Origin of the sequence: Serratia sp. SSNIH1 (assembly GCF_002935055.1) — a bacterium.
Lineage (GTDB): Bacteria > Pseudomonadota > Gammaproteobacteria > Enterobacterales > Enterobacteriaceae > Serratia > Serratia nevei.
In genome coordinates, this window is record NZ_CP026383.1 from 4,623,731 (window position 1) to 4,638,381 (window position 14,651).

Consider the following 14,651-nt stretch of genomic DNA (forward strand, 5'->3'; position numbering starts at 1 on the left):
TTCTCCCTAGGACGCATCGGCGCCGATAGGTGTTGTTCCCCCGAAGCGGCGCTCACGTTGTGCAAATGCATTCAGCGCACCTTCAAAGACAAGTTCATCGAAATCAGGCCAGAGCACATCCGTAAAGTAAAGTTCAGCATAGGCTATTTGCCACAGCAGGAAGTTACTGATGCGATGCTCGCCACCGGTGCGGATAACCAGATCCACCGGCGCCAGGTCGCTCATGCAAACCCGCTCACTCAATAATTCCTCGCTGATCTGATCCGGGTGCAACTCTCCCACCCGTACCCGTTCGGCCAGCTCCCTTACTCCCTGAATGATATCCCAACGGCCGCCGTAGTTGGCAGCGATATTGAGCGTCAGGCCATCGTTATTTTCCGTCAGCGCTTCAGAGCGGCGGATCCGCTCCTGCAAACGCGAGCTGAACCGGCTGATATCGCCGATCACCCGCAACCTGACGTTATGTTTATGCAGGCTTTTTACTTCACTATCCAGAGCACGGACAAAAAGCTCCATCAGGGCGGAGACTTCCTGCACCGGACGGTTCCAGTTTTCGCTGCTGAAGGCATAAAGCGTGAGCGCATCTAAATGGTGGCTGGCGGCAAAACTGACCGCGCGGCGAACCGATTTCACCCCTGCTTTATGACCGAAGACACGTAACTTGCCCTGACGTTTGGCCCAGCGTCCGTTACCGTCCATGATGATGGCAACATGGCGCGGCCCCGGGGAAGATAGATTAGCCTCTTGTTGGTTTGCGGACGACATAACTCGTACTTATTTCCTCAATAGAAATATAACTGCCTTTCCGGAACATCAGGCCCTTACGCGCAAAAAAAGCCGTGTGCCCGACACGGCTTTCAGCCTGCCCTCGCGATGCCCGGCGCAGCCGGGTCGCCATTGACGCTCATGGCGCCAATCGGGCCATAATTCAACGGTATAACCGCTGACAGGTGGCGCAGACTATACCACCTCAGCGGAACATGAACAAACGGCCCCGCTGCGGCATACGCGAATTACGAACAAAATCGGATAATCACCGTGCTCAACCGCGCAACGCGCGAACGCGCTCCTCGGCGGCGGCGCGCGCCTGGCGGTCAATGTCTAAGACCGCTTCGATGCACGTCGGTTCCTGCAGCGCAAGGCGCTCGACGACCTGCCGGTTGACCGCGGCAATGTCGGTAAAGCGAATCTGCTGCTGCAAAAATGCCGCCACGGCGATTTCATTCGCCGCGTTCAGTGCGGTGGTCGCCGCCTGGCCGGCGTCGAACGCTTCGATTGCCAAATACAGGCAAGGATAGCGCTCGCGCTCCGGTTCGGCGAAGGTCAGCGAACCGATGCGGCAGAAGTCCAGCGCTTCCACGCCGGAGTTTACGCGCTGCGGATACGCCATCGCATGGGCGATCGGCGTGCGCATATCCGGCGTACCCAGCTGCGCCAGCACGCTGCCGTCGGCATAGCGCACCATCGAGTGAATCACCGACTGTGGGTGCAGGATCACTTCCATTTGCTCGGCCGAAGCGTTAAACAGCCAGCGTGCCTCAATATATTCCAGACCTTTGTTCATCATGGTGGCGGAGTCCACCGAGATCTTGCGGCCCATCGACCAGTTCGGGTGGGCGCAGGCTTGATCCGGCGTCATTGCGGCGAACTGCTCCAGCGGGGTGGTGCGGAACGGGCCGCCTGAGCCGGTAAGCACGATGCGCGAAACGCCATGACTTTCCAGGGAAGAGTACCCCAACTGACGCTGAATGCTCTCAGGCAAACTCTGAAAAATCGCGTTGTGCTCGCTGTCGAGCGGCAGCAGCTGCGCCTGGCTTTGCCGCACTGCGTCCATAAACAGACGGCCGCAGGTGACCAGCGACTCCTTGTTGGCCAGCAGCACCTGCTTGCCTGCGCGGATCGCCGCCAGCGTCGGCAACAGCCCTGCGGCGCCGACGATGGCCGCCGTCACTTGATCGACGTCATCCAACGCCGCCAGTTCGCAGGCCGCTTGTTCCCCGGCCAAGACCTCGGTAGCGACACCGTTTTCCGCCAGAATGGCGCGCAGCTCGCGAGCGGCGCTTTCCTCAGCCATCGCGGCGAAGGCGGGCCGGAATTCCATGCATTGCTGCGCCATGACCGCGACGTTGAGGCCGGCCACCAGTGCTTTGATCGCAAAACGGTCGGGATTCGCCCTGACCACGGCCAGGGTGCTGGTCCCTACCGAGCCGGTCGAGCCAAGAATGGTCAGTTGCTTCATGAGTTCACTCTGAATAACTGTCTGATGAGATCGGAGGTGCTCCAGTGTGGAACCTTGGACACCGCTTGTCCATGATCTTTCAGTACGATGAAACGGGATCTGCGCCACAAAAAACAAAGCGCCGCCCAGGCGACGCTTTGTTTCTGCGCGATGCTGATTAGAAATCCATCAGCTCTTTTTCTTTCTCTGCCAGCGCGGCATCGACCAGCTTGATGTAAGCGTCGGTCATTTTCTGAATCTCGTCTTGTGAACGACGTTCTTCGTCTTCGCTGATCTCTTTGTCTTTCAGCAGCGCCTTGACCTTGTCGTTAGCGTCGCGACGCACGTTACGCACCGCTACGCGGCCCTGCTCGGCTTCGCCGCGTACGATCTTGATCAGATCCTTACGACGTTCTTCGGTCAGCGGAGGCAGCGGAACGCGAATGTCAGAGCCGGCGGAAGACGGGTTGAGGCCCAGATCGGAGCTCATGATCGCTTTCTCAACGGCCTGGCTCAGGCTGCGGTCGAACACGTTGATTTTCAGCGTGCGGGAGTCTTCCACGGTCACGTTGGCCAGCTGGCGCAGCGGCGTAGCGGCGCCGTAGTATTCCACCATGATGCCGTCCAGAATGCTTGGAGAAGCGCGGCCGGTGCGGATCTTGCTGATTTGGTTTTTGAATGCTTCTACGCTTTTTTCCATGCGTGAATCAGCATCTTTTCTGATTTCATTAGTCACGTTGCAAACCCTTGGAAGCTGGTTACTTGGCAGGCGATACTCAAGTATAGCCCGTAATCGTACTCGGAGAGCGCGCGGCGCCTGGCGTCACGCGCACCGAAAAAGGGGTGTGAACAGCCTTATTTGCTGATCAGCGTACCTTCGTTCTCACCCATCACCACGCGGCGCAGCGCGCCAGGCTTGTTCATGTTGAACACGCGGATCGGCAAGCCGTGATCGCGGGCCAGCGTAAACGCCGCCAGATCCATCACTTTCAGCTCGCGCTCCAACACGTCCTGATAGGTTAATTGTTCATACAGCGTCGCATCCGGGTTTTTCACCGGATCGGCGGAGTATACGCCATCCACTTTGGTGGCTTTCAGCACCACGTCCGCTTCGATCTCGATACCGCGCAGGCAAGCGGCGGAATCGGTGGTGAAGAACGGGTTGCCGGTACCGGCGGAGAAGATCACCACGCGGTTGTTGCGCAGCAGGCTGATAGCCTCTGCCCAGCTGTAATTGTCACATACGCCGTTCAGCGGGATCGCCGACATCAGGCGGGCGTTCACATAGGCACGGTGCAGTGCATCACGCATAGCCAGGCCGTTCATCACGGTAGCCAGCATTCCCATGTGGTCGCCCACTACGCGGTTCATGCCGGCTTGCGCCAGGCCCGCGCCGCGGAACAGGTTCCCGCCGCCAATAACTACACCGACCTGAATTCCCAGTTCGACCAGCTCTTTCACTTCCTGAGCCATGCGATCCAAAACGCTGGCGTCGATACCAAAACCTTCTGCACCTTGCAGGGCTTCGCCACTCAGTTTAAGCAGAATACGCTGATATACGGGTTTTGCATTGGTTGCCATGGTGTTCTGTCCTAAGAAGCAGTATTAGTATTGGGGATTTCAGCCGATGAAACGCGCCTGAGGTGAGAATCACGCTGCAGGGCCTGCCACCGGTGTAATTCTGGCTGGATAGTATGGAACCGCCAGACGGCGGTTCCATCGACAGTCATTAAGACTGTTTGCTCATCGCGGCAACTTCAGCAGCGAAGTCGGTTTCGACTTTCTCGATGCCTTCGCCCACTTCGAAGCGAATGAAGTTGGTCACGTCAGCGTTGTGCTCTTTCAGCACCTGAGCAACGGATTTGCTCGGATCCATAACGAAAGGCTGACCGGTCAGAGAAACTTCGCCGGTGAATTTCTTCATGCGGCCTTCAACCATTTTCTCTGCGATTTCTTTCGGCTTGCCGGACTGCATGGCGATGTCCAGCTGAACCTGGTACTCTTTTTCTACCACTTCAGCAGACACGTCTTCTGGCTTCACGAACTCTGGCTTGCTTGCCGCAATGTGCATTGCGATTTGCTTAACCAGCTCTTCGTCAGCGCCTTTAGCCGCAACCAGTACGCCGATACGCGCGCCGTGCAGGTAGCTGCCCAGCACTTCGCCTTCCAGGGAAGCAACGCGACGAATGTTGATGTTTTCGCCGATTTTTGCCACCAGCGCTACGCGCTCTTCTTCGAACTGTGCTTTCAGCACGTCAACGTCAGTGATTTTGCCGGCCATAGCGGCATCCAGCACTTTGTCGGCGAACGCCTGGAAACCGGCGTCTTTTGCTACGAAGTCAGTCTGGCAGTTAACTTCCAGAATGATGCCGTAGTTGCCTTCGATCTTGGTTTTGATCACGCCGTCAGCAGCCACGTTGCCTGCTTTTTTAGCGGCTTTGATCGCACCGGACTTACGCATGTTTTCGATTGCCAGTTCGATGTCGCCGTTGGATTCAACCAGCGCCTTCTTGCAATCCATCATGCCAGCGCCGGTACGCTCGCGCAGTTCTTTTACCAGGGCAGCGGTAATATCAGCCATTTATTTTTCCTCGGTTATCTCGCGTGGAGACAGTTCTCATTCAGATAAGCAAAGGGGGCCTTTACAGGCCCCCCTAACCAACATATGTCAATACCTGGTTAATAAGGGCTCAGTGATGAGCTTGCCTTATTATTCAGCTTCTACGAAGCCTTCTTCCGCCTGAACGGCCAGATCTTGAGAACGACCTTCACGCACAGCGGCAGCAACGGCAGTCAGGTACAGGTTTACTGCACGGATTGCGTCGTCGTTACCAGGGATGATGAAGTCAACGCCGTCTGGGTTGGAGTTGGTATCAACGATAGAGAATACCGGGATACCCAGGTTGTTGGCTTCTTTGATCGCGATGTGCTCGTGATCGGCATCGATAACGAACAGTGCGTCTGGCAGACCGCCCATATCTTTGATACCGCCCAGGGAGTTTTCCAGCTTGGCCAGTTCACGAGTGCGCATCAGCGCTTCTTTCTTGGTCAGCTTGTCCAGGGTGCCGTCTTGAGACTGGATTTCCAGATCTTTCAAACGCTTGATGGACTGACGAACGGTTTTCCAGTTAGTCAGCATGCCGCCCAACCAGCGGTGGTTCACGAAGAACTGGTCACAGCTGTTAGCAGCGTCTTTTACCGCTTCGCTTGCTGCGCGCTTGGTACCAACGAACAGGATCTTGCCTTTACGGGAAGAGATCTTGCTCAGTTCAGCCAGAGCGGCGTTGAACATTGGTACGGTCTGCTCCAGGTTGATGATGTGAACCTTGTTACGAGCGCCGAAGATGAAAGGCTTCATTTTCGGGTTCCAGTAACGGGTCTGGTGACCGAAGTGAACACCAGCCTTGAGCATGTCGCGCATGGAAACAGTTGCCATGATTAAACCTCTATAGATTAATTGGGGTTATGCCTCCACGTATCCCATAACGCCGACCCTGGCGGCGACAAGTCACCTCAGGGCACCCCGGCGGATGTGCCGATACGTGTGTGTTATTTACACAAAATGAGTGCAGTTAAAGTATTTTCGGCCAATTCCTGCCAGGTCACAAGAACCAAGTCGCGGATCGCCGGCGCGCTTTATACCATAAACCCGCCGCCGACACCAACTTTTGTTGCTTTACGCCGGGCATCGGGAAATGAAATTTGGCAGCCTCCGGCCGGGCTGATACCATAAGTCACTGCTTCTTATTGTCGACGATAACGACACCTGCGGACGAATTTCATGGCAATCTCAATTAAAACACCTGATGACATCCAAAAAATGCGCGTGGCCGGCCGCCTGGCCGCCGAAGTGCTGGAAATCATCGAGCCGCACGTCAAACCTGGCGTGACCACCGGCGAACTGGACCGTATCTGTCACGAGTACATCACCAACGAGCAACAGGCCATTTCCGCCTGCCTCGGCTACCACGGCTTCCCGAAATCCGTGTGCATCTCGGTGAACGAAGTGGTGTGCCACGGCATCCCAAGCGATGACAAAACGCTGAAGGACGGCGACATCGTCAATATCGACGTGACCGTAATTAAAGACGGCTTCCACGGCGACACCTCGAAGATGTTCATCGTCGGCAAACCGACAATTCTGGGCGAGCGCCTGTGCCGCGTCACTCAGGAAAGCCTGTATCTGGCGCTGAAGATGGTCAAACCGGGTATCCGCCTGCGCACCCTGGGCAAGGCTATCCAGCAATTCGTCGAGGCCGAGAAGTTCTCTGTGGTGCGCGAGTACTGCGGCCACGGCATCGGCGAAGTGTTCCACGAAGAGCCGCAGGTGCTGCACTATGATGCCGATGACGGCGGTGTGGTACTGCAGGCGGGCATGGCCTTCACCATCGAACCGATGGTCAACGCCGGTGACTACCGCATCCGCACCATGAAAGACGGCTGGACGGTAAAAACCAAAGATCGCAGCTTGTCGGCGCAGTATGAGCATACTATTGTGGTCACTGATAACGGCTGCGAGATAATGACGTTGCGCAAGGATGACACCATCCCCAACATCATTACGCACGAGATGTAAGCACCGCGGCGAACGCCGCGTGCAGAATATCACCAGGCCGGCTTTTGCCGGCCTTTTTTATGGGCTGCGCACTATGTCTGACAATCTCCTTCAACAAGCGGCCCCGGCCGCGCCGATGCCGCCCGCCTCCCCCAGCACCTACGGCAACGACGAGCTCACCTGTCCGGTGCTGAAACAGCGGCTGGAGCAGTTCCAGCTGTGGCTGGCGGCAGCGTTCGACGCCGGCGCCAGCGCCGAAAGCCTGGTGGCGGCGCGCAGCGACTTCATCGATCGCCTGCTGCGCCGGCTGTGGACCTTCTACGGCTTCGAAGATATCCCGGAAACCGCATTGGTGGCGGTCGGCGGCTACGGCCGCGGCGAGCTGCACCCGCTGTCGGACATCGACGTGCTGGTGCTCAGCCAGCGCCGGCTGACGGAACAGCAGTCGCAGCGGGTCGGCGAATTCATCACCCTGCTGTGGGATCTCAAGCTGGAAGTGGGCCACAGCGTGCGCACCCTGGAAGAATGTCTGCTGGAGGGATTGGCGGATCTGACCGTGGCCACCAACCTGATCGAATCGCGCATGATCTGTGGCGACGTCGCGCTGTTCCTGCAGATGCAAAAACATATCTTCAGCGACGGCTTCTGGCCCTCGCCGCAGTTTTTCCACGCCAAGGTCAACGAACAGCAGGAGCGCCACCAGCGCTACCACGGCACCAGCTATAACCTGGAGCCGGATATCAAAAGCAGCCCCGGCGGCCTGCGCGACATCCACACCCTGCTGTGGGTGGCGCGGCGCCACTTCGGCGCCACCTCGCTGGACGAAATGGTCGGCTTCGGTTTCCTCACCCAGGCCGAGCGCAACGAGCTGAACGAGTGCCAGAGCTTCCTGTGGCGCATCCGTTTCGCATTGCACCTGGTGCTGCCGCGTTACGACAACCGCCTGCTGTTCGATCGCCAGCTCAGCGTGGCGCAGCTGCTGCGCTATGAAGGCGAAGGCAACGAGCCGGTCGAGCGCATGATGAAAGACTTCTACCGCATGACGCGGCGCGTCAGCGAGCTGAACCACATGCTGCTGCAGCTGTTCGACGAGGCCATCCTGGCGCTGGATGCCACCGAGAAGCCGCGCCCGCTGAACGACGATTTCCAGCTGCGCGGCGATCTGATCGATCTGCGCGACGAAACGCTGTTCATCCGCGAGCCGCAGGCCATCATGCGCATGTTCTACCTGATGGTGCGCAACCGCGAGATCAAGGGCATTTATTCCACCACCGTGCGCCAGCTGCGCCACGCCCGTCGCCATCTGAAACAGCCGCTGTGCACCATTCCGGAAGCGCGCGATCTGTTTATGGCCATTCTGCGCCACCCCGGCGCGGTCTCGCGCGCGCTGGTGCCGATGCACCGTCATAGCGTGCTGTGGGCCTATATGCCACAGTGGGGCAAGATCGTCGGCCAGATGCAATTCGACCTGTTCCACGCTTATACCGTCGATGAACACACCATCCGCGTGCTGCAAAAGCTGGAGAGCTTCGCCGATGCGCAAACCCGGCCGCGCCATCCGCTGTGCGTGGAGCTGTACCCGCGCCTGCCGCATCCGGAACTGCTGCTGCTGGCGGCGCTGTTCCACGACATCGCCAAAGGGCGCGGCGGCGATCACTCGATCCTCGGCGCGGAAGACGTGGTGGAGTTCGCCGAACTGCACGGCCTCAACTCGCGCGAAACCCAACTGGTGGCGTGGCTGGTTCGCTGGCACCTGCTGATGTCGGTCACCGCGCAGCGCCGCGATATCCAGGATCCGACGGTGATCCAGCAGTTCAGCAGCGAAGTGCAGAGCGAAACCCGCCTGCGTTACCTGGTGTGCCTGACGGTGGCGGATATCTGCGCCACCAACGAAACCCTGTGGAACAGCTGGAAGCAGAGCCTGTTGCGCGAGCTGTACTTCGCCACCGAGAAGCAGCTGCGCCGCGGCATGCAGAACAGCCCGGATCTACGCGAACGCGTGCGCCATCACCGCCTGCAGGCGCTGGCGCTGCTGCGCATGGACAACATCGACGAAGAGGCGCTGCACCGCATCTGGAGCCGCTGCCGCGCCGACTATTTCCTGCGCCACTCGCCGAACCAGCTGGCCTGGCACGCCCGTCACCTGCTGGCCCACGACTCCACCCAGCCGCTGGTGCTGGTCAGCCGCCAGGCGACGCGCGGCGGCACCGAGATCTTTATCTGGAGCCCGGATCGCCCCTACCTGTTCGCCGCCGTCGCCGGCGAGATGGATCGCCGCAACCTGAGCGTGCACGACGCGCAGATCTTCACCAACCGCGACGGCATGGCGATGGACACCTTTATCGTGCTGGAGCCGGACGGCAGCCCGCTGGCGCAGGATCGCCACGCGGCGATCCGCCAGGCGCTGCTGCAGGCCATCACCCAGCGGGAGTACCAGCCGCCGCGCGTGCGTCGGCCTTCTTCCAAGCTGCGTCACTTCAGCGTGCCGACCGAGGTGACCTTCCTGCCGACCCACACCGATCGCCGCAGCTACCTGGAGCTGATCGCACTCGACCAGCCCGGCCTGCTGGCGCGGGTGGGCGAAGTGTTCGCCGACCTGGGGCTGTCGCTGCACGGCGCGCGCATTACCACCATCGGCGAGCGGGTCGAGGACTTGTTTATCCTGGCCGACGGCGAGCGACGCGCGCTCGATCAGGAAACGCGCAGAAAGTTGGAACAACGGTTGACAGAGGCCCTCACCCCAAACGATAAAATGTGATACAAGTAACTTTTTACCGACAACATCAGGAAAGAGAACAGCATGCAGCAATTACAGAACGTTATTGAAAGCGCCTTCGAGCGCCGTGCGGACATCACCCCGGCGAACGTAGACACCGTAACGCGCGAAGCGGTAAACCAGGTGATCGGCCTGCTGGACAGCGGCGCCCTGCGCGTCGCCGAGAAGATCGACGGTCAATGGATCACCCATCAGTGGCTGAAGAAAGCCGTGCTGCTCTCTTTCCGCATCAACGACAACAAGGTGATGGACGGCGCGGAAACCCGCTACTACGACAAGGTGCCGATGAAGTTTGCCGACTACGACGAAGCGCGCTTCCAGAAGGAAGGCTTCCGCGTCGTGCCGCCGGCCACCGTGCGCCAGGGCGCGTTCATCGCTCGCAACACCGTGCTGATGCCGTCTTACGTTAACATCGGCGCCTACGTCGACGAAGGCACCATGGTCGACACCTGGGCCACCGTCGGTTCTTGCGCGCAGATCGGCAAAAACGTTCACCTGTCCGGCGGCGTCGGCATCGGCGGCGTGCTGGAGCCGCTGCAGGCCAACCCGACCATCATCGAAGACAACTGCTTCATCGGCGCGCGCTCCGAAGTGGTGGAAGGCGTGATCGTGGAAGAAGGCTCGGTGATTTCGATGGGCGTATACCTCGGCCAGAGCACCCGCATCTATGACCGCGAGACCGGCGAAATCCATTACGGCCGCGTGCCGGCGGGTTCGGTGGTGGTTTCCGGTAACCTGCCGTCGAAAGACGGTTCTTACAGCCTGTACTGCGCGGTGATCGTCAAGAAGGTCGACGCTAAAACGCGCGGTAAAGTCGGTATTAATGAGTTATTGCGCACTATCGACTAAATTGAAATAGCGGGTGATTCACCCGCTATTTTTTTGTCTGCGTTTCGCTGGCAGTCACAGTCGCAGATCTCGCTTTCCGCCATAATCGCAGTCGTGGAATATAACGATCACATCTAAAGAGGGCGCAGTATGTACGATAACTTGAAGAGTTTGGGCATCAATCAACCGGAAGACGTCGATCGCTATAGCCTGCGTCAAGAGGCCAACAACGACATCCTCAAGATCTATTTCCGCAAAGATAAGGGCGAGTTCTTCGCCAAGAGCGTGAAGTTCAAGTACCCGCGCCAGCGTAAAACCGTGGTGGCGGACAACGCCGGCCAGGGCTACAAGGAAATTCACGAGATCAACCCGAACCTGCGCTACGTGATCGACGAACTGGATCAGCTGTGCCAGCGCGATCAGGTGGAAGTGGATCTGAAGCGTAAAATCCTCGACGACCTGCGCCATCTCGAAGGCGTGGTGTCGCACAAGATTGCCGAGATCGAAGCCGATCTGGAAAAACTCACCCGCGGCAAATAATGCGGATCGGTTGACCCGCATCATCGCCAAGGCGCCCTTTCGCGGCGCCTTTTTACTTTACGATTGCAGCAGCGTGCCCCACTGCTCGACCCACGGGCAGGCAGCCACTTCCGGCTCCGGCTGTTCCATCGCATCGATCTCCAGCACTTCGCCAACGCGGGTGGCGCCCTGCTCTTGCAGCAACGCGTCGAATGCGCGCCCCGCGCCGCAGAAGTTGTCATAGCTGCTGTCGCCGAGGGCGATCAGCCCATAGCGCAGCTCCGGCTGGTAGCCGACCCGATCGCGAATGGCGTGGAACAGAGGCGCGATGCTGTCCGGCAGATCGCCCTGCCCGGTGGTGGAGGTGATCACCAGCGCGTAGTGCTGACGATAAAACTGCCAGGCCTCCAGCGTGCCCTCTTCGAACAGTTTGACCTCATGGCCCTGCTCGCTGAGGATGTTTTGCGCTTCTTCCGCCACCAGCAGCGAATTGCCGTAGACCGTTCCCACGAAGATACCAACCTGAGCCATGGCTCCTACTCCCTTCATTACCTTTAAAAATTGTCAGCTATCCTGACCGTTAGCCGCGCTAAACTCAACCCCGGCAAGTTCAGGGAATACCCCCGCCCAGCCGAACTGCGCCATCACCCCTTGCCAGTCTTCGTCCCAGCGCGCCGTCACCCGCAGCGGCTCGCCGGTCACCGGGTGCGTCAGCTGCAGATGGCTGGCGTGCAGCATCAGGCGCGGGCAGCCGAAATGCTGCGCCATACCGCGGTTCTGCCGCAGATCGCCGTGCTTGCTGTCGCCGATGATCGGATGGCGAAGATGCGCCATGTGGCGCCGCAGCTGGTGCTTGCGGCCGGTTTCCGGCTGCAGCTCCACCAGGCTGTACCGCGCGCTGTCGTAGCGGCCGACGGCCACCGGCATCTCTACCTGTGCCAGCGGCCGGTAGTGTGTCACCGCCGGCTGCGGCCCCTTATCGGCATCGGCATGTTTATCAGCGATTTTGTCCAGCTCCGCCGTCAGCGGGTAGTCGAGGGTCGCCCCCTCCTGCACGTAGCCGCGCACCACCGCATGGTAGGTTTTCTGCACCTGATGCTGCTCGAACTGCTGCGACAGCAGGCGCGCCACCTCGCTGGAGAGCGCCATCAGCAATACGCCGGAAGTCGGGCGATCGAGACGGTGCACGGTAAAGACGTGCTGCCCGAGCTGATCGCGCACCGTCTGCATCATAAAGCGAGTTTCATGACGGTCCAGCCAACTGCGGTGCACCAACCAGCCCGACGGCTTGTTCACCGCCACCAGGTGTTCATCCTGATACAAAATCTCTATCACATCGCTTTCCCAGGTAAATAGCCGTTTCGGGCGCGAGTATAACAGGCGTGCGGCTCAGCGCTAGTTCACCCATTCGATGGTCACCAGACGCGTATCGGCGCGGCCGCGATCGTCCACTGCCCGAATGCGGTAGCGCCCGTTGTTGATCGGCCGCCAGTCGATCGGCTTTTTGCTGGCGCTGCTGCCGAGATAGATATCGTCGACGAACCAGTACACCGTCTTGCTGTCGGCGTCCGTCACCGCGTTGAAGGCGATTTTATCCCGCCCCTGCTGCGACTGGCGCAGGGTATAGGTGGTATTTTTCAGCGGCGAAGTGATGCGCGGCGCGTTGCCGCCGACGGCGACACCGTTGTCCTTGCAGCGGTTGACCGGCGGCGCCCGCTTCGGCAGCCCGGCCTGGGCGAATACGTTGGCCAAATCGGAAGGCCAGAACTCAAAAATTTCGGTGCGGGTCTGCGCTGCGTCATACGGCGGGCAGACGACCTCGCCGCTGTGAATATCCAGCACCACCGGCCGGTAAACGCTGTCGACCTTGATCGGTGACTTGCCGGGAATAAACCAGGTCTTGCCCTTCTGCTGGCACCACGGCGTTGGCAGATCGCCGCTGGCGAGGCAAATGTCCACCCTCCGCAGCCGTTGGGGGAACGGGTGCTTCGGTTCCCGCAGGCCTGGGTAGCTGGCGTTGACGCTGTCGATGATATTGAAGAACAGCGGCGCGGCCGCCTCGGCGCCGACCAACGCATTGTTGCCGCGCCCGTCGAAGTTGCCTTCCCACACCACCAGCACGTAAGGGCCGAAAATCCCGACGCTCCAGGCGTCGCGAAAGCCCCAGGAGGTGCCGGTCTTCCAGTACACCGGCAGCGAAGAAGAACGCTGTGCCAGCGTATCCCCCGGCCGCCGATGCTGGCGCAGCATATCCAGCGTGATGAAACTGGCCTCCTCGCTCAGCAGCCGAACCGGCGTCGATTCAGTCTCGTTCAGCTGCATACGAAGCGGCCGCAGCTCGCCACGGTTCGCCAACAGCGCATACAGCTTCGCCAATTCCTGCGCCGTCACCTCGCCACCGCCCAGCACCAGCGACAGCCCGTAGTGGCTCTCACTGGCCATATTGGCCACGCCGGTCAGACGCAAAAACTGATAAAAGGTCGGCTGGCGCAGCTGCGAGGCGACATACACTGCCGGGATGTTGCGGCTGAAATTCAGCGCATCGGTGGCGGTCACCGGGCCGAGAAAGCGCCGGTCGAAGTTTTCCGGCGCATAGGCGCCGAACGACGAAGGCACGTCTTTCAGGATGGTCATCGGATGCAGCACGCCCTGCTCCATGCCCAGCGCGTAGATGAACGGCTTCAGCGTCGAACCCGGCGAGCGCTTGGCGTTGGTACCGTTCACCTGCCCCTGGATCGGCCGATTGTAATAGTCCGCCGATCCCACCAGCGCACGCACCCCCATATCGCGGCTGTCCACCAGCAGCACCGCGGCGTTTTGGATGCCGCGGCTGCGGTTGCGGGCGATAAACGCGTTGACCTGCCGCTCGACCAGCCGCTGCAACCCGGCGTCCAACGTGGTATCGACGCGCGTATCGCGCTGCACCAGTTGCTGCGTCTGCTGGCGCAGCTGTTCGATAAAGTGCGGCGCGATATAGGGCACTTGCTCAGGCTGCCGCAGCGCCAGCGGCAGGCGGAACAGCGTTTGCTGGCTGGTGTCGGTGGGGTAAACCCGCTGCCAGCGCTGGAACAGACGGTTGCGCGCCTGCGTCAATGCAGCGCCGAGCACGCCGGTTTTCGGCTCCAGACGGTAGCTGGGCGACTGCGGCAGCACCGCCAGCGTCAGCGCCTCCGGCAGGGTCAAATCCTTCGGCGACTTGGCGAAATAGATCAGGCTGGCAGCGCCGATGCTTTCGATGTTGCGGCCGTAGGGGGCATAATTCAGGTAGGCTTCCAGGATATCGTGCTTGGAGTAGCTGAGCTCCAGCTGCACCGCGCGCAGCACCTGCAGCAGCTTGCCGCCCGGCGTGCGGGTGTTGAGATGCCAGCGCATGCGCGCCAGCTGCATGCTGATGGTCGACCCGCCCTGCATTTTTCCGCCGGCGACATAGCTGCGCCAGAAGCCACGCATCAGGCTGACGGGGTTAAAGCCGGGGTTATAGTAGAACCAGCGGTCTTCGTGCAGCAGCAGCCCGCGCACCGCCAGCGGCGACACCTGCTCCAGCAGGGTCCACAGGCGGTAGCGGTCGTCGTTGGCCAACGTGATGCGCAGCAGCGCGCCGTGCCTGTCGTAATAGACGGAAGACTGCGGCAGCCCCTGCCACAGGGGCGGATGCGGCCACAGCCGAATCGCGGTCAGCAGCAGCGCCAGTAAAAACGCCGCCATCAAGCCGTTTTGCAGCACGCGCCCGGTCAGGATCTTCATACGTTCTCACC

Annotated in this window: 13 protein-coding genes; 4 read left to right on the forward strand and 9 right to left on the reverse strand. The window is 60.0% G+C overall.

Features of this window, described 5'->3' with window-relative positions; translation table 11 throughout:
- Positions 1–6 precede the first annotated feature (6 nt).
- The 6 genes from ispU to rpsB all read right to left on the reverse strand — a co-directional run bounded on the left by ispU (position 7) and on the right by rpsB (position 5,654).
- Positions 7–765 (reverse strand): (2E,6E)-farnesyl-diphosphate-specific ditrans,polycis-undecaprenyl-diphosphate synthase, encoded by a 759-nt coding sequence (gene ispU, locus C3F38_RS22325; protein ID WP_047729986.1) that lies wholly within the window; start codon positions 763–765, stop codon positions 7–9.
- Positions 766–1,042: 277 nt separating this feature from the next.
- A complete protein-coding gene (gene ispC / locus C3F38_RS22330; RefSeq protein ID WP_055312355.1) occupies positions 1,043–2,239 on the reverse strand; it encodes a 1-deoxy-D-xylulose-5-phosphate reductoisomerase in 1,197 nt (398 codons plus the stop codon).
- Between the two features lie 157 nt (positions 2,240–2,396).
- Entirely contained in the window at positions 2,397–2,954 is a 558-nt protein-coding gene (frr, locus tag C3F38_RS22335) for a ribosome recycling factor (RefSeq protein ID WP_004931943.1), read from the reverse strand.
- Between the two features lie 119 nt (positions 2,955–3,073).
- Positions 3,074–3,799, reverse strand: coding sequence for a UMP kinase (gene pyrH / locus C3F38_RS22340; RefSeq protein ID WP_004931940.1), 726 nt, complete (start codon positions 3,797–3,799; stop codon positions 3,074–3,076).
- Positions 3,800–3,947: 148 nt separating this feature from the next.
- Positions 3,948–4,799, reverse strand: coding sequence for a translation elongation factor Ts (tsf, locus tag C3F38_RS22345; protein WP_033635739.1), 852 nt, complete (start codon positions 4,797–4,799; stop codon positions 3,948–3,950).
- Between the two features lie 129 nt (positions 4,800–4,928).
- Positions 4,929–5,654 carry a 30S ribosomal protein S2 gene (gene rpsB, locus C3F38_RS22350; RefSeq protein WP_016929891.1) on the reverse strand — a complete coding sequence of 242 codons (726 nt, stop codon included), beginning with the start codon at positions 5,652–5,654 and terminating at the stop codon, positions 4,929–4,931.
- 345 nt (positions 5,655–5,999) lie between these two features.
- Between rpsB and map the strand changes: the two genes are divergently transcribed.
- From map to C3F38_RS22370, 4 genes are all read left to right on the forward strand, one after another.
- Complete coding sequence (gene map, locus C3F38_RS22355) at positions 6,000–6,794, forward strand: type I methionyl aminopeptidase (protein ID WP_004931936.1); 795 nt, start codon at positions 6,000–6,002, stop codon at positions 6,792–6,794.
- A gap of 73 nt (positions 6,795–6,867) precedes the next feature.
- On the forward strand, positions 6,868–9,531 hold the full coding sequence (glnD, locus tag C3F38_RS22360) for a bifunctional uridylyltransferase/uridylyl-removing protein GlnD (RefSeq protein WP_055317071.1): 2,664 nt from the start codon (positions 6,868–6,870) through the stop codon (positions 9,529–9,531).
- A gap of 42 nt (positions 9,532–9,573) precedes the next feature.
- Entirely contained in the window at positions 9,574–10,398 is an 825-nt protein-coding gene (dapD, locus tag C3F38_RS22365; RefSeq protein ID WP_047729984.1) for a 2,3,4,5-tetrahydropyridine-2,6-dicarboxylate N-succinyltransferase, read from the forward strand.
- A 129-nt stretch (positions 10,399–10,527) separates the two neighbouring features.
- Positions 10,528–10,917, forward strand: a complete 390-nt coding sequence (locus C3F38_RS22370) for a DUF3461 family protein (protein WP_004931929.1) — start codon at positions 10,528–10,530, stop codon at positions 10,915–10,917.
- A gap of 57 nt (positions 10,918–10,974) precedes the next feature.
- Here the strand turns inward: C3F38_RS22370 and C3F38_RS22375 are convergent, their stop codons facing one another.
- Genes C3F38_RS22375 through pbpC form a run of 3 tightly spaced genes read right to left on the reverse strand, consistent with a single transcriptional unit; the run spans position 10,975 to position 14,640 of the window.
- The gene (locus C3F38_RS22375; protein WP_047729983.1) at positions 10,975–11,427 is read right to left on the reverse strand and encodes a flavodoxin; all 453 of its coding nucleotides are present in this window, start codon (positions 11,425–11,427) and stop codon (positions 10,975–10,977) included.
- A gap of 33 nt (positions 11,428–11,460) precedes the next feature.
- Positions 11,461–12,231: a tRNA pseudouridine(65) synthase TruC gene (truC, locus tag C3F38_RS22380; RefSeq protein WP_033654120.1), complete on the reverse strand. Its 771-nt coding sequence runs from the start codon at positions 12,229–12,231 to the stop codon at positions 11,461–11,463.
- A gap of 60 nt (positions 12,232–12,291) precedes the next feature.
- Complete coding sequence (pbpC, locus tag C3F38_RS22385) at positions 12,292–14,640, reverse strand: penicillin-binding protein 1C (RefSeq protein ID WP_055317069.1); 2,349 nt, start codon at positions 14,638–14,640, stop codon at positions 12,292–12,294.
- Positions 14,641–14,651 lie beyond the last annotated feature (11 nt).